The following is a 20,215-nucleotide window of genomic DNA, read 5'->3' as shown; positions in this document are numbered from 1 at the left end:
GAGTTTGGAAGACTGAAGGGACGTAGGCCGTGCAGCCACCAGGACGTGAGCTTGATGTGACAGACCTCCCGCCGTTTCCCGATGCCGACCTCATGTACATTGTGGACCTCCTGCCGGCCGCCGAACGCGAGCGGTACCTGGACACCCGGGCGTTTCTTCAGTCCACGATACGGCCGGCGTCCATCGATTTCTGGAACCGGGAGGAATTCCCCTTCGGGCTGGTGGCTGAACTGGGCAAGCGCGGGCTGGGGCAACTGCAGACGGACGGCACCTCGAAGCTGTTCAAGGGCCTCATGTACGTCGAAGTGGCCCGGGCCGACGTCTCGCTCTCTGCCCTGGTAGGAATCCACAACGAACTGATCGTGGGCATGATCGACGCGCTGGGCTCCGACGAGCAGAAGCAGCGGTGGCTGCCCGGACTGGCGGCGTTTACGCAGCTGGGTGCATTCGCCCTGACCGAGCCGGAGCACGGCTCGGACATTGCCGGCGGGCTCGAAACGTCCGCGCGGCTGGAGGGCGGCGAGTGGGTCATCACTGGCGCCAAACGCTGGATCGGCTCGGGCACTATCGCAGACTTTGCGCTGGTCTGGGCCCGGGACCAGGCGGACGGGCAGATCAAGGGCTTCATCGTGGAGACTGACCGTCCGGGGTACCGGGCCACCAAGATTGCCAACAAGATCGGCCTGCGGATCATGCAGAACGCCGACATTGTGCTGGATGATGTCAGGATCCCTGAGTCCAACATGCTGCCGGGCGCCACGGACTTCGCCAAAGCCAACGGCCTCCTGCGGGACTCCCGGGCCTGGGTGGGCTGGCAAGGCGCGGGTATTCAGCTGGCCGCGTTCGACATTGCGCGGGCGTACGCCCTGGAACGCCGGCAATTCGGCAGGGAGCTGGCGCGCTTCCAGCTGGTCCAGCAGCAGCTGGCGGAGATCCTGGGCAACGCCTCCGCGTCGCTGGCGCTGATGGCACAGCTCGCCCGGATCCAAACGGACGGAAAACTCGAGATGGCCCAGGCCGCCATGGCTAAATCCACCTGCACCCGGCTGGCGCGTTCTTCAGTTGCCATGGGAAGGTCGCTGCTGGGCGGCAACGGCATAAGCACCGACTATGAAATGGGCAAGCTTTTTGGTGACGCCGAAATCCTTTATACCTATGAAGGCAGCTACGAAATCAATTCGCTGATCGTGGGCCGGGCCGTCACGGGGAAATCTGCGTTCGTTTAGTACGGATCGCTAAAGCGCCCACTTTAGTAAGCACTATTCGCTTAACAAAAAACTGCCCTGGCCATGCTTCGCAGCACGGCCAGGGCAGTTAATCAGAACCTTAGAGCGGGCGAATGTTCTCTGCCTGCGGGCCCTTGGGACCTTGGGTCACATCGAATTCGACTTTCTGGTTCTCGTCCAGGGAGCGGTAACCGCTGCTGGCGATTGCGGAGTAGTGCGCGAAAACATCGGCGGATCCGTCGTCCGGAGCGATGAAGCCAAAGCCCTTTTCAGCGTTGAACCATTTAACTGTGCCTGTTGCCATTGCTAACTTCCTTTGTAACCCTTTTCTGGTCCTGCTCGGACGGCAGGCAGACGCGGAAACTGTGGTCCGCACTCTCAAACCTAGGGGGTGTACGGTGGCCGTGCAATAGCTGCGGTCATCATCTGTCACTCCTGTTGCTGAAATGGTGCCTATGTTCTGGGCCCCGACAGGACCACAACACTGCAACGCGGCGTCAGATACGGCCCGATAATCCGACCTGGAAGGGCATTGTCTGACCCCGCGTTGGTTCTACGCGTTGGTGCTAGACGGACTCGAGGACGCTGACGTAGTTGGCGATTCCCACGCCGCCCATGTTCTGCACCGCTGCCCGCCGGGCGCGGCCCAGCTGCATGTCGCCGGCGGTGCCGGTCAGCTGCATGGCGGCGATGACGTGCTGCGACACGCCGGTGGCTCCCACTGGGTGGCCCTTGGCCTTGAGTCCGCCGGAGACGTTGATGGGCAGCTTGCCGTCCTTGAAGACCCAGCCTTCTGTCACGGCGCGGGCGCCCTGGCCGGCTTCGGTCAGTCCCATGGCCTCGTACATGAGCAGCTCGGCGATGGTGAAGCAGTCGTGGACTTCTGCGAAATCCAGGTCTCCAAGCCCGACGCCGGCCATCGCCAGTGCGCGCTGCCAGGACATGCGCGTGGCCGCGAAAGCCGTGGGATCCCGGCGTTCGGCAGGGAAGAAATCGTTGGCGTGACCGAAGCCCGCGAGCCGCACCGGTGCAGTTGTCCCGCCCGTCGGCGAGGTGGAGAGCACAACAGCGGCGGCGCCGTCGGATACGGGGGAGCAGTCGGTGCGGCGCAGCGGATCGGCCACCATGGGGTTCTTGTCGGAGACGGTGCGGCAGAATTCCTCGCCGAAGTCCTTGCGGAGCTGGGCGTAGGGGTTGTCCACCCCGTTGCGGTGGTTCTTCGCCGCGATGGTGCCGAGCACGTCGGAGACCGGCCCGTAGTGCTTTTCGTAATGCTTGGCGACGTCGGCGAACAGGCCGGTGAAGCCGGTGGTGGAGTTCTGGCCGGCCATGTCGTAGTCGGCGCCCAGCAGGGCCGCACCCACGACCTCGGCCCCGGCCTGGGTCATCTTCTCCGCACCGATCACCAGGACGGTCTTGGCGGTACCTGCCAGCAGCGACTTCGTGCCCTGCTGAAAGGCTGCCGAGCCGGAAGCGCAGGCATTCTCCACCCGGGTGGCGGCGACATTGGCCAGGGCAGGGGAGACCTGCAATGCCAGGGAAGATGGGAACGCCAGCGGCATCATGCCGGAGTTGAACTGGCCCAGGTAGATCTCGTCGATCTGGCCGGCCTCGATGCCGGCGTTGCTGATGGCCTCGGTGGCCACCTGGACGATCAGGGACTCGAGAGTCTCGTCGGTCAGTTTGCCGAACCGGCTGTGGCCCCAGCCGGTCAGCAGGACATCCTTGCCGAACTGTTCCTTGAGGCTCATGCCGTGGCTCCTTCCAGGGCGGACTCGTCCAGGTCGGAGTCCAGGGCCACCGTGAAGGCGGCCTCGGTCTTCTCCCGGATCTCCTCCACGGTGACGCCCGGCGCGAGGCGGGTCAGCCTGAGCTGCCGCCCGCCGCCGTCGCCTGTTTTGTCTTCATTCTTCACGAGGTCGAAGACCGCGAGGTCGCTGATGATCCGGTCCACGCAGCTCAGACCGGTGAGCGGCAGGGTGCACTCGGTGACGATCTTGGCGGTGCCGTCCTTGGCGTTGTGTTCGGTCAGGACCACCACGCGCGGGGTGCCGGCCACGAGGTCCATGGCGCCGCCCATGCCCTTGACCATCTTGCCGGGGATGGTCCAGTTGGCGAGGTCGCCGTTGCCGGAGACCTGCATGGCGCCCAGGATGGCCACCTTGACGTGGCCGCCGCGGATCATCCCGAAGGAGGTGGCGGAGTCGAAGATGCTCCCGCCGGGCAGGACCGTGACTGTCTGCTTGCCGGCATTGATGAGGTCGGCGTCTTCCTCGCCTTCATACGGGAAGGGGCCCATGCCGAGCAGGCCGTTTTCGCTCTGCAGGGTCACGCGGACGCCGTCGGGCAGGTTGTTGGCCACCAGCGTGGGGATGCCGATGCCCAGGTTCACGTAGTCGCCGTCGTTCAGTTCCTCGGCCGCGATGGCAGCCATTTCATCCCTGGTCCAGGCCATGGGGTTCTCCTTGGGGTCGAAAAGTGTGCGTGCGTGGGGGTGGTGCGCGGATCGCGCGGTTCAGGCCGGAGTGTCAGGCGGGGACCGGGGCTGCGGCGCGGGGGCGGACGGTGCGCTGCTCGATGTCCTTGACCCGGTCGCTGGCTTGAACCAGGTGCTGGACGTAAACCCCGGGGGTGACGATGTGGTTGGGATCGAGTTGGCCCGGCGCGAGGATGACTTCGGCTTCGGCGATGGTGACGGCGCCCGCGGTGGCGACCACGGGGTTGAAGTTCCGGGCCGTGTAGCGGTAAATCAGGTTCCCATCCGTGTCAGCCGTGTGTGCGTGGACCAGTGCGACGTCGGCGCGGATGGCGCGCTCCTGGACGTACGTTTCGCCGTCGAACTCCGCCAGCGGCTTGCCTTCGGCCACGAGCGTGCCAACGCCGGTCTTGGTGTAGAACGCCGGGATGCCGGCGCCGCCGGCGCGGAGGCGTTCGGCCAGCGTGCCCTGGGGAGTGAACTCCACTTCAAGTTTTCCGGCGAGGTACTGCTCGGCGAAGAGCCTGTTCTCGCCGACGTAGGAAGCGATGACCTTGCGGACCTGGCCGGCCTCGATCAGGATCCCCAGGCCTTTGCCATCCACTCCCATGTTGTTGGAAACCACGGTGAGCTCGCGGACGCCGGAATCGCGGACAGCCTCGATCAGGTCGGCCGGGATGCCGCTCAGGCCGAAACCGCCCACAGCGAGCGTCATCCCGTCCTGGAGCAGATCCTGCAGGACAGCAGCGGCGTTGGATTTAAGTCTGGACATTCCATCTCCTCGTCATTGAGCGGTCAGAGCCTGCGTTATCCACGTTGTGGACAGTGGGCTTGATGAAGGAGCCTATGGCGGGCTGGGAAGCGGGTCAATGGGCCGAATGCTTCAACACCGCTGTTCTTTCATAGCGTGGACGCTAGCCTTAGAGGTGTCCACATTGTGGAGCAATTCTTTGAGAGCGGAGAACGGAATGGCAAATCCAGTCCAGGGGACGCAGGTGGTGGGGCGGGTGGCATCCCTGCTCCGCATGGTCGGCCGGAAGCCTGAGGGCAGCTCGCTCGCCGGCCTGGTCCGGGAATCCGGCCTGACCCGCCCCACCGTCCACCGGCTCCTGACGTCCCTCGCCGGCGAGGGGCTCCTGGACCACGACGCCCGGAGCGGCAACTGGATCCTGGGTCCGGAGATTTTCCTGCTGGGATCGGTGGCAGCTGCCCGCTTCCCGTTTGAGGAGATCGCCCGGCCCAGCCTGCGCCGGCTGGCCGAGGAGACGGGCGAGAGTGCGTTTTACTCCATCCGCCGGGGCCATGAGGCGGTCTGCGTCCTGCGAGAGGAAGGCAGCTTCCCGGTGCGCTCCTTCGTCCTGCATGAAGGAGTCCGCTTTCCGCTCGGGGTGGCCTCAGCAGGCACAGCCATCATGGCCTTCCTGCCAGGCGAGGAACAGGACGCCCTTATGTCCGGCTGGGAGCAGCATGCCGGAACCTTCGCGACGGGCCACCGCAAGGAAGTGGTCCGCGGCAACCTCAAGCGGACCCGGCTGCAGGGCTATGCCGTGAACCCGGGCCTGGTCCTCGAAGGCAGCTGGGGGATGGGAGCCGCCGTGTTCGACCGACAGGGCCGGCCGGTGGGCGCACTGTCGCTGACCGGAATCGAGCCCCGGTTCCGCCCGGAGCGGCAGGAGTTCCTGGGCAAACTGCTCATGGAGGAAGCCCACCGGATGAGCGCCAAGCTGCCCGCGGAGAGGGCTTCGCAGCCGGTCTGAGCCCCGGCATGCCAGCCCGGAGGCCCCCTAGAAATTAGTAGGAAGTCCGAGTAGATTCGGGTTCAGGGATGACACCCACATGCAAAGGAGCGTTCGATGGTGCACGAGCTTTCACACTACGTCGGCGGCCAGCGGGTCGACGGCACGTCCGGGCGGTTCAGCGATGTCTTTGACCCCTGCACCGGCCAGGTGCAGGCGAGGCTGCCGCTGGCAAGCAAGGAAGAGGTGGCCAACGCCATCGCGAACGCGGAGAAGGGCCAGCTCGAATGGGCGGCCATGAACCCGCAGCGCCGGGGCCGGATCCTGCTTAAGTTCGTGGACCTCGTCAACGAGAACATGGACGAACTCGCCACGCTGCTGTCCTCCGAGCACGGCAAAACGTTCCCGGACGCCAAGGGCGATATCCAGCGGGGCATCGAAGTGGTGGAATTTGCCGCGAACGCCCCGCACCTGCTGAAGGGCGAGTTCTCGGACAGCGCCGGGCAGGGCATCGATGTCCATTCCCTGCGCCAGCCGCTGGGCGTGGTCGCCGGCATTACGCCGTTCAACTTCCCCGCCATGATTCCGCTGTGGAAGTCCGGTCCGGCGCTCGCCGCCGGCAACGCCTTCATCCTCAAGCCGTCGGAGCGCGACCCCTCCGTGCCGCTGCGGCTCGCCGAACTGTACAGCGAAGCCGGCCTGCCGGATGGCGTGTTCAACGTGGTCAACGGGGACAAGGAAGCCGTTGATGCACTTCTTGAGGATCCGAGGGTGAAGGCCATCGGTTTTGTGGGCTCCACGCCGATCGCGCAGTACATTTACGCCACGGCGGCCGCACACGGAAAGCGCGCACAGTGCTTCGGCGGCGCGAAGAACCATATGGTGATCATGCCCGACGCCGATCTTGAGATGGCTGCCGACGCCCTGATCGGTGCCGGGTACGGTTCCGCCGGCGAACGCTGCATGGCCATCTCCGTTGCTGTGCCGGTGGGCCAGGAAACGGCCGATGCCCTGGTGGCCAAGCTGACTGAGCGCGTCAAGGGCCTCAAGGTGGGACACAGCCTGGACAAGGACTCGGACTTCGGCCCCGTGGTGGCCGCCTCCGCCAAGGACAGGATCGAAGGCTACATCCAGTCCGGCGTGGACGAAGGCGCAACACTGGTCACCGACGGGCGCGGCCTCACCGTGGACGGCTACGACGGCGGCTTCTGGGTGGGCCCCACGCTCTTCGACAACGTCACCAAGGACATGAAGATCTACAAGGAGGAAATCTTCGGCCCGGTCCTCAGCGTCCTCCGCGCGGCCGACTACGACGAGGCATTGAGGCTTTGCTCCGAGCACGAGTTCGGCAACGGCGTCGCGATCTTCACCCGCGACGGCGACGCCGCCCGCGACTTCGCCAGCCGCGTGGAGGTGGGCATGGTGGGCATCAACGTCCCCATCCCGGTTCCCATCGCGTATTACACCTTTGGTGGCTGGAAGGCCTCCGGCTTCGGGGACCTCAACCAGCACGGCGCGGACGCGTTCCGTTTCTACACCAAGACCAAGACGGTCACCACCCGTTGGCCCTCCGGCATCCGCCAGGGCGCCAGCTTCGTGATGCCGGCCGGCAGCTGATGAGTGGGTTCCCCGAAGCGGAGCACGCAGCCGAGGTCCTGTTTGAACGCCGCGGACACCTGGGCGTCATCACGCTGAACAGGCCCAAAGCAGTCAACGCGCTGAACGCCGGCATGGTCGAAGCCATGCTCGAACAACTCACGGCCTGGGCGGACGACGACGCCGTGGCAACCGTCCTGGTCCGGGGCGCGGGGGACCGCGGCCTGTGCGCCGGCGGTGACATCGTGGCCATTTACCGGGACATGCTGGCCGGCGGCGGCGCCACCGCCGACTTCTGGGCGACGGAATACCGGCTCAACGCACTCATTTCCCGCTACCCCAAGCCGTACGTGGCCTTGATGGACGGACTGGTACTCGGCGGCGGAGTGGGAATTTCGGCTCACGGTTCGGTCCGGGTGGTCACCGAGCGCACCCGCACCGGCATGCCTGAAACCACCATCGGCTTTGTACCCGACGTCGGCGGCACCCTCCTGCTGTCCCGCGCCCCGGGGGAGTCCGGCACGCACACGGCCCTCACCGGCGCCCACCTGAGCGGGGCTGACGCCCTGTTCCTCGGGCTCGCGGACCACTTCGTGCCGTCCGAAAACCTCCCGGCACTCGCGGAAGCGCTGGAAAGCACGACGGCGGATGCCGCCGTCGGGCGCTTTGTGCAGGAACCGCCGGCCTCGGCGCTGGCGGAACAGCGTGAGTGGATCGATGCCGCCTACGCCGCCGACGACGCCGAGGAGATTCTCCGGCGGCTGCAGGCAGCTGGCGGGGAGGCTGCGGATGCTGCCGCCACCATTGAGGCGAAGTCGCCCACCGCGGTAAAGCTCACGCTCGAATCCCTCCGGCGCGTGCGCGGGCTCTCATTGGAGGAAACACTGGCGCAGGAATACCGCGTGGGGGTGCGCTCCCTTGCGGGCCCGGACTTCCGTGAAGGCATCCGCGCCCAGGTGGTGGACAAGGACCGCAATCCACAGTGGAAGCCCGCGTCGCTCGCCGAAGTGTCACCGGCCGACGTCGAGCGCTACTTCGCGCCCCTGGGCGACCGTGAGCTCCATCTTCAGCCAAAGGAGTCCGACCATGTCTGAGAACGCAGCGTCCGGCACCATCGCCTTCCTGGGCCTCGGCCACATGGGCGGCCCCATGGCGGCCAACCTGATCAAGGCCGGGCACAGCGTGGTGGGCTATGACCCCGTGCCGGCGGCGGTAGAGGCAGCCAAAGCACACGGCGTGCCCATGGCCGGTTCCGCGGCGGAAGCGGTGGCCAGCGCCGCCGTTGTGCTCACCATGCTGCCCAGCGGACAACACGTCCTGGACCTCTACCGCGGCGTGGACGGGGCGGGCGGCCTGCTGTCGGTGGCGGCGCCGGACACCATGTTCCTGGACTGCTCCACCATCAATGTCGACGAGGCCCGCGAGGCTGCCGCGATCGCGCTGGAGGCCGGGCACCGCTCCGTGGACGCACCCGTTTCCGGCGGAGTGGTGGGCGCAGAAGCGGGCACGCTGACGTTTATGGTGGGGGCCCTGCCCGAAGACTTCGAAACCGTTAAGCCCATCCTGGAGCTGATGGGAAAACGCATCGTGCACTGCGGGGAGCACGGTGCCGGGCAGGCCGCGAAGGTCTGCAACAACATGATTTTGGGCGTGTCCATGATCGCCGTCAGTGAGGCGTTTGTCCTCGGCGAAAAGCTCGGCCTGACGCACCAGGCGCTGTTCGACGTCGCCGCCCACGCCTCCGGCCAGTGCTGGGCACTGACCACCAACTGTCCCGTTCCCGGCCCAGTCCCGACCAGCCCTGCCAACCGCGACTACCAGCCCGGATTCGCCGGCGCACTGATGGCCAAGGACCTTAGGCTCGCCGTGAATGCCCTGGAAAGCACGGGCGTTGCCGCCCAGATGGGTCCGTTGGCGTCGCAGATCTACGATGCCTTCGCAGCGGAAGGTGGCGCAGGCCGGGACTTCTCGGGCATCATTACCGACATCAGGGACAAGTCAGCCACGTAGCGTTGGTGACGGCATTTTTATCTTCCACGACCAACAGACCTAAGGGGCACGGCTTGGCGCAGCAGTACGAAAACATTCTGGTGGAACAACGTGGCCGGGTGGGCCTGGTGACCCTCAACCGGCCACAGGCACTCAACGCCCTCAACAAGGCCACCATGGAGGAGGTCGTAGCCGCCGTCACCGGCATGGACGCTGATCCGGCCGTGGGCGCCGTGGTGATCACCGGCTCGGAAAAGGCCTTCGCCGCGGGCGCGGACATCAAGGAGATGTCATCAAAGGGCTACATGGAGATGTATGCGGCGGACTGGTTCCGGGGATGGGAAAGCCTGACGCGGCTGCGGATCCCGGTTGTGGCGGCGGTTTCGGGCTTCGCGCTGGGCGGCGGCTGCGAGTTGGCGATGATGTGCGATGTTATTATTGCCGGCGACAACGCGAAGTTCGGCCAGCCCGAGATCAACCTCGGCGTCATCCCCGGCATGGGCGGATCGCAGCGGCTGACCCACGCAGTGGGCAAGGCCAAGGCCATGGACATGGTCCTCACCGGACGCATGATGGATGCGGCGGAGGCCGAACGTGCGGGACTCGTTTCACGCGTGGTGCCTGCCGCATCCGTGGTGGAGGAGGCCCTGAAGGCCGCCGAGGTGATTGCGTCCAAGTCCAAGCCGGCAGCCATGCTGGCCAAGGAAGCCGTAAACGCGGCTTTTGAGCTGGGACTCGCGCAGGGGGTGCTGTTCGAACGCCGGGTTTTCCACTCCCTGTTCGCCTCAGAGGATCAGAAGGAAGGCATGGCCGCGTTCAGCGAAAAGCGGCAGCCGGAATTCAAGCACCGCTGATCCCCACCATTGACCCCATCGGTTGCTCCGTAACTGCCGTTTTGATCCGCCAAAAGGGCAGTTACGGAGCAATCGACGGAGTTCTTGGGTCCCGGTGGACTAGTCGGTGAAGTCGCCGGCTGCCTTGCGGAAGTTGCCCAGGACCCGGAGCAGGTGCTCCACGTCGTCGTCCGCGAAACCGGACTTGCCGAACACCTCGGCGTTGAGTGCCGCCGTCGCGCGTTTTGCCATGGTGCGGCCCCCGGATGTGAGCTCGATCAGGGTGGTCCGTCCGTCCGTGGGGTGCGGGGAGCGGGCCACCAGGCCGGCCTGCTCCAACCGGTCGACGGCGTTGGTCACCGAGGTGGGATGTACCTGCAGCAGGGCGCTGGCTTTGTTCATGGGCAGCGCGCCGCTGCGGGCGAAGCTCAGCAAGGTCAAGAGTTCGTAGCGCGCAAAGGTCAGCCCGAACGGCTTGAGAACCGTCTCGATCCGGCCCAGCAGGATCTGCTGGGTCCGCATAATGGCCGTGATGGCGGCCATGGGTGCGGCCACATCGCCCCAGCCGTGGCGTTCCCAGTTCTGCCGGGCTTCGGCGATCGGGTCGCGGGGGAGCGGACTTCCCACGGTTCCTCCTGACATTGCCGGGGCCTATGGCGGTCATGCATGACCCACCTCACCAGCAATATACTAGGACTTCCAAGGGTATGGAAGGTGCTGCGGGCCGGCTACTTCCACCAGGTGTCGAAGATGGTCACCGGGACGGTGCGCTTGTGGCGGGTGCGCAGGTACTTCTGCTCGATCAGTTCGGCCGCGGCTTCCGGGATCTCCCGGCCCTCGAGGTAATCGTCAATCTGGTCATAGGTAATGCCAAGTTCGTCCTCGTCGGTGCGGCCCGGCTTGTCATCGAGGAGATCCGCGGTGGGCACCTTCTCCCAGACACGGGCGGGCGCGCCGAGCTCGGCCAGGAGTTCGCGGTTCTGGCGCTTATTCAGGCCAAACAGCGGGAGGATGTCCGCGCCGCCGTCGCCGAATTTGGTGAAGAACCCGGTGACTGACTCGGCACCGTGGTCCGTGCCGAGCACCAGGTAGTTGTGTTCGCCGGCGAGGGCGTACTGGGCGATCATCCGGGTGCGGGCCTTGGTGTTTCCCTTGTGGAAGTCCGAAATCCCGGCGCCCACGGTCTTCTCGAACTCGTCCTCGAAGCCATCCACGGCGGCGGAGATATTGAAGGTCCACTCCGTTTTCGGCTGGATAAAGTCGAGGGCGGCCTGCGCATCGTCTTCGTCGTGCTGGACGCCGTACGGCAGACGGACGGCAACGAAATTCGCTTCCACACCCTCGGCCTCAAGCTCCTCCACGGCCAGCTGCGCCAGGCGCCCTGCGAGGGAGGAATCCAACCCGCCCGAGATGCCCAGCACAAAGCCCTTGGTCCGGGTTGCGCGGAGGTACTCCTTGAGGAAACCCACGCGCTTGCGCACCTCCCCCGCAGGATCGATCCGGGGCTGCACGCCCATTTCTTCAATGATGGTGGCCTGGAGTTCGCGCATGTGATCCAGCCTAGCCAGCGGTGTCAACAACGCTCAATTATGTCCCCTGAAGATGCGCGGCGTGTCCCCGGCGCCGGCTTTACGGCGTCGCCGGCTTTACAAAGACTGCGGAGCCGGTCCGGTGGAACCGCGCACTGTGAGATGTGTGGGCATCAGGGAACGGCTGCGGCTGCCGCCGCCGGCCAGGGGGTTCAGCTGGGCCAGCAGCATGGACACGGACACACGGCCCGCCTGTTCGATCGGGGACGCCATGGTGGTCAGTGGGGGATTGCAGAAGTCCGCACCGAAGATGTCATCGCAGCCCACCACGCTCATGTCCTCCGGGACCCGGATGCCGCGTTCGCGCAGCCGCTGGAGCATGCCGATGGCGATGAGGTCGTTGAAGGCGATGCACGCCGTCACGCCCGAATGGACCGCGGCATCGGCGGCAGCTGCGCCCGACTGCGTCTTGGGGGCAAAGGGCCCGAGCCGGCGTACCTCCACCCCGCGGTCCTCGGCAGCGGCCGCCAGCGCATTCCAACGCAGGGTACTCGACTGTGACGTGAGGGGACCTGCCATGTAGGCAATGCGGGTGTGGCCGAGGGAAATGAGGTGGTCCAGGGCCTGGCTGGTGGCCGAGGGCGTATCTATCACCACCGCGGGTACCCCGGCCACGTCGCGGTTGATGGTGACAATGGGAATCTTCGCGGCCGCGGCCAGCAACGCCTCGTCGCTGAGCCTGGACGCCGTGACAATGATGCCGTCGGCGCTTTTGCGCAGCTGCTCCATGCTGCTGGCCTCCACCTCGTCCGACTCTTCCGTGTCCACGAGCAGCTGGGTGTAACCGGCCGCTTTGAGCTGCAGCTGGGTGCCCCTGATCAGGTCGAAGTAGAAGGGGTTGGTGATATCCGGTACCAGGACGCCAACTGCGCCCGTGCGTCCCGAGCTGAGGGCTTTCGCCTGGCTGTTCGGAGTGTAGTTAAGCTCTGCGGCTGCCGCTTCGATGCGTGCGCGCGTGCGGATGTTGACCCGGTCAGGGGTGGAAAGTGCGCGTGAAACGGTGGACGCGGCCACCCCGCACATTGCGGCGATGTCGTGGATGGTGGCAGGACGCTCTGTTCCGGCTGCTTGCATCGCCATGGCGTTCCTCTCTGAACGGGACAATACGGGCACTGTGACGATAGCCACAGCCCTGATGCTCCTAGATTGCCACAGGATGTCAACATTTGGCAATCGGTTGTCATCAATTGTGCGGGTGTCTAGACTTAGGGCAGAACTTTGTGAAGCAAGTCACCACCGCGCCGGAGCGGCACCCAGGCTGTCCGGCCGCGGCAAACCCTAAGGAGATCCCTGTGACCGCAACATCCAGCGCCACATCACCCACCGCCTGGCAGCTCTCCGGATTCGGCGACGAGGTAGATCCTGATCCGGCAGTCCAGGCCGCTGTCATGCTTGCCCTGGGCGCCAGCTACATCGAGGTCCGCAGCGCCTGGGGCGTCAACGTCTCCGAACTGACCCCACAGCAGGTGGCCGAGCTCAAGGAAATCCTCGACGCCAAGGGCCTGAAAGTCTCCGCGGTGGCAAGCCCCATCGGCAAGGTCGACGTCGGCCTGCCCGTGGAGCACGAGGTGGAGCGCCTGCGCCAGATCATCTCCGTGGCCAAGGGCCTGGATACCAAATACATCCGCATCTTCTCCTTCTACCGGAGTGAAGCCCAGACGCCGGAAGAAATCCGCGACGACGTCATCACCCGCATGCGGGCACTCGCGGCCGAAGCCGAAAGCGCCGGCGTCGTACTTCTGCACGAAAACGAAAAGGATATTTACGGCGATACGCCGCAGCGCGTCCTGGACATCATGGAATCGGTCAATTCCCCGGCCCTGCGTGTTGCGTGGGACAACGCCAACTTCGTCCAGGTAGGGGTCCGCCCATACACCGACGGTTACGCCATGCTCCGACCCTACCTCGAGTACCTTCAGGTCAAGGACGCCATCATGGCCACGGGTGAAGTTGTGCCCTCCGGCGAGGGCGACGGCGAACTGGACGCCACCATCGCAGCCCTCAAGGCGGACGGTTACGCGGGCTTCGCCTCCCTGGAGCCGCACCTGGCCATCCAGCATGAGCTGGGCGGCTTCTCCGGGCCGGTGGCCTTCGGTGTCGCCGCACGCGCCTTCGCTACCCTGGCGGCCAAGAACGGAATCGAACTTTCGTGACGGCGCTCAAGGCCGCGGTCATCGGCTGTGGTGACGTTTCGGCGGTCCATTTCGAAGCGATCGCAAAGCTCGACGGCGCCCGGCTTGCCGGAGTGTGCGACACGGACCCCGGCCGCCTCGCCGCTGCCGTGGCCGCCTACGGCGTTCCGGGGTTTTCGGACCACGGCAGCCTCATCGAGGCCGTCGGCCCGGACGTTGTGCACATCACCACGCCGCACAACACGCATGCCGCGATTGCCGCTGACTGCCTCGGCCGGGGCGTCAACGTGATTGTGGAGAAGCCGCTGGCACATACCCTCGAGGAGGGCCGCCGGTTGGTGGAAGCCGCCAAGGCAAGCGACGCCAAGATCGCCGTCTGCTTCCAGAACCGCTACAACGCCACCGCCCAGGCCATGCACTCGCTGCTGTCCTCCGGTGAGCTGGGTGCGGTGGTGGGTGCTTCGGCCACCGTGATGTGGCACCGCGACGCGGACTACTACCGCAGCCGGCCCTGGCGCGGCACCTGGGCGGGCGGCGGTGGCGGGCTCATGATGAACCAGGCCATCCACACCGTTGACCTGCTGCAGTGGCTGGTGGGCGATGTCGTTTCCCTGTCAGGCAATGCGGCCACCAGGTTCCTGGGCGAAACCATTGAGGTGGAGGACACCGCGGAGTTCGTGGCGGAGCACGCCAACGGTGTCCGCAGCGCCTTCTATGCCACTCTGGCCAACGCCGTGAACGCGCCCGTCACCTTGGACATCGTCACGGAGAAGGCCACGCTCAGCCTGCGCGGGGACCTGACCGTGACCTACGCGGACGGCCGGGTTGAGGTGGTGCCCGAGCGCGTGGTCGAATCCGGCGGGCGCGCCTACTGGGGAGTCTCGCACGAGCTGCTCATCAGCGACTTCTATGCCCGGCTAGGCGACGCCGGCCCCTTCTGGATAGACGCGGAAGAGGCGGAAAAGTCCTTGCGGATCGTGAAGGAGATCTACCGCCAAAGCTACCCGGATGCAGTGGAGAAGGTCTCCTAAGCCAGGCACTCTGCGCGGAATCCGCAACCCCGTAGCAACCGATTGTTGGCCGTTAGAACGTTTCACTCAAGCTCTAATAATCCAGATCCTGCAACATTTTTGACAATCGGTTGCCAAACCTGGCAATCATGCGTACTCTGAATCTCGCAAGGTCGGTGTGGCCCAGGCCACACCGACCGGATTCGTCTCTCTCACGTTCCACAGATTCAGGAGCCAACAATGAAGTTAGGTCCCAAGGCGGCAGCAGCCGCCATCACCGTCAGCGCAGCTTTGGCGCTGACAGCCTGCGGAGGCGGTGCCACCGGCGCCAACAACCCGGCCGCAGCCAAGACGACCACCCTCACGCTGGGCACCGTTCAGGAAATTCGTTCCTGGGACCCGGCACAGGCGCACGTCGGCCACATCCTCCAGCCTTACCAGGCAGCCTATGACTCCCTGCTCCTCCGGGAACCGGACGGCAAGCTCAGCCCCATGCTGGCCACCACGTGGAAGTACAACGACGCCAACACCAAGCTCACCGTGGACCTCCGCACCGACGTGACCTTCAGTGATGGCGCCAAGTTCGACGCTGAGGCCGCCAAGGCCAACCTGGACCACTTCAAGACGGCCAACGGCCCGCAGATGGCCCAACTGACGGCAGTCACCGACGTCGCGGTGGTTGATGCCGACACCATCGAGCTCAACCTCTCCACCCCGGATCCATCGCTGGAGTTCTATCTCAGCCAGGCAGCCGGCCTCATGGGCAGCCCCAAGGCACTCGGTACCGAAGCCATCAAGACGGAGCCCGTCGGTTCCGGCCCGTACGTCATGGACAAGGCCGCCACGGTCAAGGACTCCCAGTCCGTGTTCACCGCGCGCAAAGACTACTGGAACAATGGCCTCCAGAAGTTCCAGAAGGTCACCTTCAAAACCCTGACCGATCTGACCGCCCGGACCAACGCATTGGTGTCCGGACAGGTGGACGGCACGCTGCTGGATCCCAAGACCGGCAAGCAGGCTGAAGGTGCCAAGATGGCGCTGGTTACCAACCAGGTGGACTGGCAGGGACTGCTGCTCATGGACCGCGATGGCGCCACGAACCCGGCGCTGGGCAACCTCAAGGTCCGCCAGGCCATCAACTACGCCTTTGACCGCAAGACCATCCTGGATCAGGTTCTCCTGGGCCAGGGCACGCCGACCTCGCAGCCTTTTGGCAAAGCGAGCGGCGCCTGGACTGAAGAGCTCGAAAACTACTACTCCTACGATCCGGCCAAGGCCAAGCAGCTCCTGAAGGAGGCCGGCTACGAGACCGGCGTCACGCTGGATGTCCCCTCGGTTCCCGGCTTCGAAACCCAGCTCGCCGTCGTCAAGCAGCAGTTGGCCGACGTCGGGATCACGCTGAACGTCGGTTCCGCGATCACCAACACCTACACCTCGGACGTGGCAGCGAAGAAGTTCAGCAGCATCTACTTCACCCTGTTCCAGGGTGAGCCGTGGGTCGCCATCAACCAGATCGTGTCCACCAAGGCCCTGTACAACCCCTTCAAGAACGCCAGCCCCGAACTCCAGGCCAAGATCGACGCCGTGCAGAATGGCGCCAAGGACGCCCCCAAGCTGGCCCAGGAAGTCAACAAGTATGTGGTCGAGCAGGCCTGGTTCGCACCCCTGTTCCGCGTGAACCAGATGTATTACCACAACTCGAAGATCACCGTGACGCCGCAGATCCAGCAGGCCGTCCCGTCGATCTACAACTACTCGCCCGCCTAGCCCAGGGTTAGCAGCCACAAACCGGCGCAGGTCCGGCGGTCCGCTTCAGGCGGCCGCCGGACCGGGCACTCAACACCATGCCTGTCCAATGGAGCCAGCAATGATCCCTTTTATCCTCAAACGGCTCGGCAGCGGAATAGTAGTCCTGCTCGCCGTCTCGATCCTCACCTTCTCCCTGCTCTACGTGTCGAGCGGCAGCATCGCCCGGAACATCCTGGGCGACCAGGCAACACCCGAACAGCTGGCAGTCAAAGAAGCCGAATTGGGCCTTGACCAGCCCATCGTTACGCGTTACTTCAGCTGGCTCATGGACGCCCTGGGCGGCAACCTGGGCGCCTCGTGGTTCACGTCCGAACCCGTTGCCAACGCCCTGGCCACCCGCATCCCCGTGACCATGACCATGGTGGTGGTGGCCATGATCCTCATTTCCATCATCGCCACCCTGATTGGCGTGGCAGCAGCCGTCAAGCGCGGCTGGGTGGACCGCGTGGTCCAGATCGGGGCCATCATCGGCGACTCGATTCCCGGGTTCGTCATCGGCATCATCCTGGTCACCATCCTGGCCATCCAGATGGGCCTTTTCCCCGCCACCAGCACCATTGCCCCCGGCGTCGGTGCAGAAGCCTGGGTGCTGTCCCTGACCCTTCCGGTGATCGCCCTCCTGATCAACGGTGTCACCGGCGGCGCGCAGCAGATCCGCAGCGCCGTTATCAAGCAGCTCGAACGCGACTACGTCCGCACCCTCCGCAGCCGCGGCATTGGTGAACGGGAAGTCCTTTTCAAGCACGTCCTGCGCAGCGCGGCACCTGCCGGGCTCACCGTGCTCAGCCTCCAGCTGATCGGCATGCTCGGTGGCGTGGTCATCCTGGAGTCGATCTTTGCCCTGCCCGGCATGGGCCCCATGGCTGTCACCGCTACTATCCAGAGCGACCAGCCAGTGGTCATGGGCGTCGTTATGTACACCGTCGCTGTTGTGATCGTGGTCAACCTGATTGTCGACCTGCTCAACGGCTGGCTTAACCCGAAGGTGCGTGTCTCGTGACCGAGTCCGTCGAAACCGCAGCCCTGACTCCGGCCGCGGACAATCCCATTTCAGGAAGTTCCGGCCAAACCGGCACCGTTGTCCGGTCCTCAGCTTTCAAGCGGATCCTGAAGAACCCGTTGGGCCTTATTGCCCTCGTCATCCTGCTGGGCGTGGTCCTGCTCGCTGCCTTCGCGAATGTCCTGGCACCGTTCGACCAGAACTTCGCTAACATCTCCAAGACCCTGGCCGCGCCCGACTCCGTCAACATCCTCGGCACGGACAGTTCCGGGCGGGATGTCTGGAGCCGGCTGCTGTTCGGCGCGCAGCTGACGCTGCTCTCGGCGCTGCTTTGCGCCGCCGTCGCCATCGTGATCGGCCTTCCCGCCGGCCTGGTGGCCGGCTACTACGCCGGAAAGTTTGAAGCCGTGGCCAACTGGGTTGTTGGCATCCTGATGAGCCTCCCAGGCTTGATCGTGCTGATGACCATCCGTTCCGCCTTCGGCCCGTCGGTCTGGATTGCCATGATCGCGTTCGGCGTCCTGATCAGCCCGTCGTACTTCCGTCTGGTGCGTTCCGCCGTGCAGTCGGTCCGCAACGAGCTTTACGTGGATGCAGCCCGTGTCTCCGGCCTGTCCGACCTGAGGATCATCACCCGCCACATCTTCTCCGTGGTCCGCGCTCCGATCATCATCCAGACCGCAGCCATCACCGGCGTTGCCATCGCCATCCAATCCGCCCTCGAGTTCCTGGGCCTGGGCGATCCGGCCAAGGCAACCTGGGGTGTGATGCTGAGTGAAGGATTCAAGAACGTCTACCTCACGCCGTCTCTGCTTTTTTGGCCCGCCTTCGCTATGGCATTGACCATCGGTGCCCTGGTCCTGCTTGGAAACGCTGTCCGCGATGCCCTCGAAGACGGGGAAAAGATCAAGCACCGCAGGAAAAAAACACCTGCGGCGCAGGATGCGGCTGCCGCCAGCGCCGCCAAGGCAGCACGCACGACCGTTGCCGCCGTCGAAGCCGGAACCGAACACCACCTCGTCAAGGTGACCAACCTCGGTGTCGGTTACCCGCAGGCCGACGGTTCCATCAAAAAAGTTGTCGACGACGTTTCCTTCCACGTGGACCGTGGCGAGATCCTCGGCATCGTGGGCGAGTCCGGGTCGGGCAAGTCCCAGACTGCGTTCTCGATCCTCGGCCTGCTGCCGGACACTGCACGCATCGTGGCCGGCGCCATCCAGTTCGACGGCAACTACACCGTGGCGCCCGGCGAAGACAAAGTGAACCAGGGCCGGCTGTCCAAACTGCGCGGCAAGCGGATCTCCTACATCCCGCAGGAACCCATGAGCAACCTGGATCCGGCCTTCACCATCGGCTACCAACTGGTCACCCCCATGGTGCGGGTCCTCGGAATCTCGAAGGCAGAAGCCACAACCCGGGCCCTGAAGCTGCTCACCGACGTCGGAATCGTCAACCCCGGGAGGACCTTCAAGGCCTACCCACACGAGGTCTCGGGCGGCATGGCCCAGCGTGTGCTCATCGCCGGCGCCATCAGCTGCGAACCGGACCTCATCATTGCGGACGAGCCCACCACCGCCCTGGACGTGACCGTACAGGCCGACGTGCTGGACCTCATCCGCGACCTCCAGCGCCGCCTCGGCGTCGGCGTCATCCTGGTGACCCACAACTTCGGCGTGGTGGCTGACCTGTGCGACCGCGTTGTGGTCATGCAGAACGGACGGCTCGTGGAGGAAGGCCCCGTGCGGGAGATCCTGCGCGAACCGAAGGAACGCTATACCCAAACCCTGCTGGCTTCCATGCTCGAAGGCAAGGAACCCATGAGCATGCTGGTGCCAGCCGGTTCGCCGGCAACCGCGTCATCAATTGCGAAGGAGAACGCACTATGACCGAAACTGTAGCCCTGGATGCCGCGGAATCATCCCCGGCCCGCGACGGACTCCTGCGCGTGGAGAACCTCGTGGTGGACTACGCCGGCAAGGGTTTCCGGGCCAGGAAGTTCCGTGCCCTGACGGACATCAACATCCATATCGGCCAGGGCGAGACCCTGGGCCTGGTGGGGGAGTCCGGCTCGGGCAAGACCACCCTGGGCCGGGCAGTCCTGGGCCTGGCTCCGGTAAGCGGCGGCAAGATCACTTTCGAAGGCCAGGACATCAGCCATGCCACCCGGAAGCAGCGCCGCGTCCTGAGCCGGGACATGCAGGTGGTGTTCCAGGATCCCTACACCTCGCTGAACCCGGCCCTGGAGATCGGCGAAATTCTCGCGGAACCCCTGGGTGTGCAGGGCATGGAAGCCACAGCCGCCAAGATGCGTGTGAAGGAACTCCTGGACCAGGTTGGCCTGCCTTCGGACGCCATCCACCGCCTGCCGCGCGAGTTCAGCGGCGGCCAGCGCCAGCGCGTGGCAATCGCCCGGGCCCTGGCTCTGTCTCCCAAGCTCATCGTGTGCGACGAACCGGTCAGCGCCCTGGACCTTTCCACGCAGGCCCGCGTCCTGGATCTGTTCCTGCAGATCCAGAAGGACACCGGCGTTTCCTACCTCTTTGTCTCCCACGACCTTGACGTGGTCCGCCACATCAGCCACCGTGTGGCCGTGATGTACCGTGGAGAGATCGTGGAGCAGGGACCGGCAGAGGTTGTCACGCGCAACCCCGAGCACCCCTACACGCAGCGTTTGCTCCTCGCATCCCCGGTGCCGGATCCGGACCGCCAGGAACAGCGCCGCGCCGACCGCCACCGCTTGCTCGAAGAACAGCGGCAGCAGGCCGAACAGGCTGGCGTCCCCGCCTAGGGCTCGTGCCAGAACCAACTGAACCGTAACA

19 protein-coding genes are annotated in these 20,215 nt (G+C 65.1%); 12 read left to right on the top strand and 7 right to left on the bottom strand.

What is annotated here, in order from left to right; genetic code table 11:
• Positions 1–92: 92 nt before the first annotated feature.
• Complete coding sequence (locus IAQ70_RS11920; RefSeq protein ID WP_190989647.1) at positions 93–1,226, top strand: acyl-CoA dehydrogenase family protein; 1,134 nt, start codon at positions 93–95, stop codon at positions 1,224–1,226.
• Positions 1,227–1,326: 100 nt separating this feature from the next.
• On the opposite strand, the gene IAQ70_RS11915 is transcribed toward IAQ70_RS11920, so the two are convergent.
• The 4 genes from IAQ70_RS11915 to IAQ70_RS11900 all read right to left on the bottom strand — a co-directional run bounded on the left by IAQ70_RS11915 (position 1,327) and on the right by IAQ70_RS11900 (position 4,474).
• Positions 1,327–1,530: a cold-shock protein gene (locus IAQ70_RS11915; protein ID WP_013599688.1), complete on the bottom strand. Its 204-nt coding sequence runs from the start codon at positions 1,528–1,530 to the stop codon at positions 1,327–1,329.
• 262 nt (positions 1,531–1,792) lie between these two features.
• Positions 1,793–2,977 (bottom strand): acetyl-CoA acetyltransferase, encoded by a 1,185-nt coding sequence (locus tag IAQ70_RS11910; RefSeq protein ID WP_190989527.1) that lies wholly within the window; start codon positions 2,975–2,977, stop codon positions 1,793–1,795.
• Complete coding sequence (locus tag IAQ70_RS11905) at positions 2,974–3,681, bottom strand: CoA transferase subunit B (RefSeq protein ID WP_190989526.1); 708 nt, start codon at positions 3,679–3,681, stop codon at positions 2,974–2,976. Before IAQ70_RS11905 ends, IAQ70_RS11910 begins: the two co-directional genes overlap by 4 nt.
• Positions 3,682–3,754: 73 nt before the next feature.
• A complete protein-coding gene (locus IAQ70_RS11900) occupies positions 3,755–4,474 on the bottom strand; it encodes a CoA transferase subunit A (protein ID WP_190989525.1) in 720 nt (239 codons plus the stop codon).
• A gap of 196 nt (positions 4,475–4,670) precedes the next feature.
• On the opposite strand from IAQ70_RS11900, the gene IAQ70_RS11895 reads away from it, so the two are divergent.
• From IAQ70_RS11895 to IAQ70_RS11875, 5 genes are all read left to right on the top strand, one after another.
• Positions 4,671–5,459 carry an IclR family transcriptional regulator gene (locus IAQ70_RS11895; protein WP_190989524.1) on the top strand — a complete coding sequence of 263 codons (789 nt, stop codon included), beginning with the start codon at positions 4,671–4,673 and terminating at the stop codon, positions 5,457–5,459.
• Between the two features lie 96 nt (positions 5,460–5,555).
• Complete coding sequence (locus IAQ70_RS11890; protein WP_190989523.1) at positions 5,556–7,055, top strand: CoA-acylating methylmalonate-semialdehyde dehydrogenase; 1,500 nt, start codon at positions 5,556–5,558, stop codon at positions 7,053–7,055.
• Positions 7,055–8,128 (top strand): enoyl-CoA hydratase/isomerase family protein, encoded by a 1,074-nt coding sequence (locus IAQ70_RS11885; RefSeq protein ID WP_190989522.1) that lies wholly within the window; start codon positions 7,055–7,057, stop codon positions 8,126–8,128. Before IAQ70_RS11890 ends, IAQ70_RS11885 begins: the two co-directional genes overlap by 1 nt.
• Positions 8,121–9,044 carry a 3-hydroxyisobutyrate dehydrogenase gene (gene mmsB / locus IAQ70_RS11880; protein ID WP_190989521.1) on the top strand — a complete coding sequence of 308 codons (924 nt, stop codon included), beginning with the start codon at positions 8,121–8,123 and terminating at the stop codon, positions 9,042–9,044. The genes IAQ70_RS11885 and mmsB overlap by 8 nt, the downstream gene beginning before the upstream one ends.
• Positions 9,045–9,097: 53 nt before the next feature.
• Positions 9,098–9,877 carry an enoyl-CoA hydratase gene (locus tag IAQ70_RS11875; RefSeq protein ID WP_190989520.1) on the top strand — a complete coding sequence of 260 codons (780 nt, stop codon included), beginning with the start codon at positions 9,098–9,100 and terminating at the stop codon, positions 9,875–9,877.
• Positions 9,878–9,976: 99 nt separating this feature from the next.
• Here the strand turns inward: IAQ70_RS11875 and IAQ70_RS11870 are convergent, their stop codons facing one another.
• From IAQ70_RS11870 to IAQ70_RS11860, 3 genes are all read right to left on the bottom strand, one after another.
• A complete protein-coding gene (locus IAQ70_RS11870; protein WP_190989519.1) occupies positions 9,977–10,483 on the bottom strand; it encodes a MarR family winged helix-turn-helix transcriptional regulator in 507 nt (168 codons plus the stop codon).
• A 101-nt stretch (positions 10,484–10,584) separates the two neighbouring features.
• Positions 10,585–11,406 carry an ammonia-dependent NAD(+) synthetase gene (gene nadE, locus IAQ70_RS11865; protein ID WP_190989518.1) on the bottom strand — a complete coding sequence of 274 codons (822 nt, stop codon included), beginning with the start codon at positions 11,404–11,406 and terminating at the stop codon, positions 10,585–10,587.
• Between the two features lie 96 nt (positions 11,407–11,502).
• Positions 11,503–12,519 carry a LacI family DNA-binding transcriptional regulator gene (locus IAQ70_RS11860; protein ID WP_190989646.1) on the bottom strand — a complete coding sequence of 339 codons (1,017 nt, stop codon included), beginning with the start codon at positions 12,517–12,519 and terminating at the stop codon, positions 11,503–11,505.
• 218 nt (positions 12,520–12,737) lie between these two features.
• Between IAQ70_RS11860 and IAQ70_RS11855 the strand changes: the two genes are divergently transcribed.
• The 6 genes from IAQ70_RS11855 (at position 12,738) to IAQ70_RS11830 (ending at position 20,184) form a co-directional block, all read left to right on the top strand.
• Positions 12,738–13,598: a sugar phosphate isomerase/epimerase family protein gene (locus IAQ70_RS11855; RefSeq protein WP_317983644.1), complete on the top strand. Its 861-nt coding sequence runs from the start codon at positions 12,738–12,740 to the stop codon at positions 13,596–13,598.
• Entirely contained in the window at positions 13,595–14,608 is a 1,014-nt protein-coding gene (locus tag IAQ70_RS11850) for a Gfo/Idh/MocA family protein (RefSeq protein WP_190989517.1), read from the top strand. The genes IAQ70_RS11855 and IAQ70_RS11850 overlap by 4 nt, the downstream gene beginning before the upstream one ends.
• A gap of 219 nt (positions 14,609–14,827) precedes the next feature.
• Positions 14,828–16,354, top strand: a complete 1,527-nt coding sequence (locus IAQ70_RS11845; protein ID WP_190989516.1) for an ABC transporter substrate-binding protein — start codon at positions 14,828–14,830, stop codon at positions 16,352–16,354.
• A 100-nt stretch (positions 16,355–16,454) separates the two neighbouring features.
• Complete coding sequence (locus tag IAQ70_RS11840) at positions 16,455–17,396, top strand: ABC transporter permease (protein ID WP_190989515.1); 942 nt, start codon at positions 16,455–16,457, stop codon at positions 17,394–17,396.
• On the top strand, positions 17,393–19,282 hold the full coding sequence (locus IAQ70_RS11835) for a dipeptide/oligopeptide/nickel ABC transporter permease/ATP-binding protein (RefSeq protein ID WP_190989514.1): 1,890 nt from the start codon (positions 17,393–17,395) through the stop codon (positions 19,280–19,282). Before IAQ70_RS11840 ends, IAQ70_RS11835 begins: the two co-directional genes overlap by 4 nt.
• Positions 19,279–20,184 (top strand): ATP-binding cassette domain-containing protein, encoded by a 906-nt coding sequence (locus IAQ70_RS11830; protein WP_190989513.1) that lies wholly within the window; start codon positions 19,279–19,281, stop codon positions 20,182–20,184. The genes IAQ70_RS11835 and IAQ70_RS11830 overlap by 4 nt, the downstream gene beginning before the upstream one ends.
• Positions 20,185–20,215: the final 31 nt, after the last annotated feature.

Source organism: Pseudarthrobacter sulfonivorans, from assembly GCF_014712225.1.
In the GTDB taxonomy this organism is placed as follows: domain Bacteria; phylum Actinomycetota; class Actinomycetes; order Actinomycetales; family Micrococcaceae; genus Arthrobacter; species Arthrobacter sulfonivorans.
Note: the sequence above shows the minus strand (reverse complement) of the source record. Positions and strands in the feature narration are given on the sequence as shown.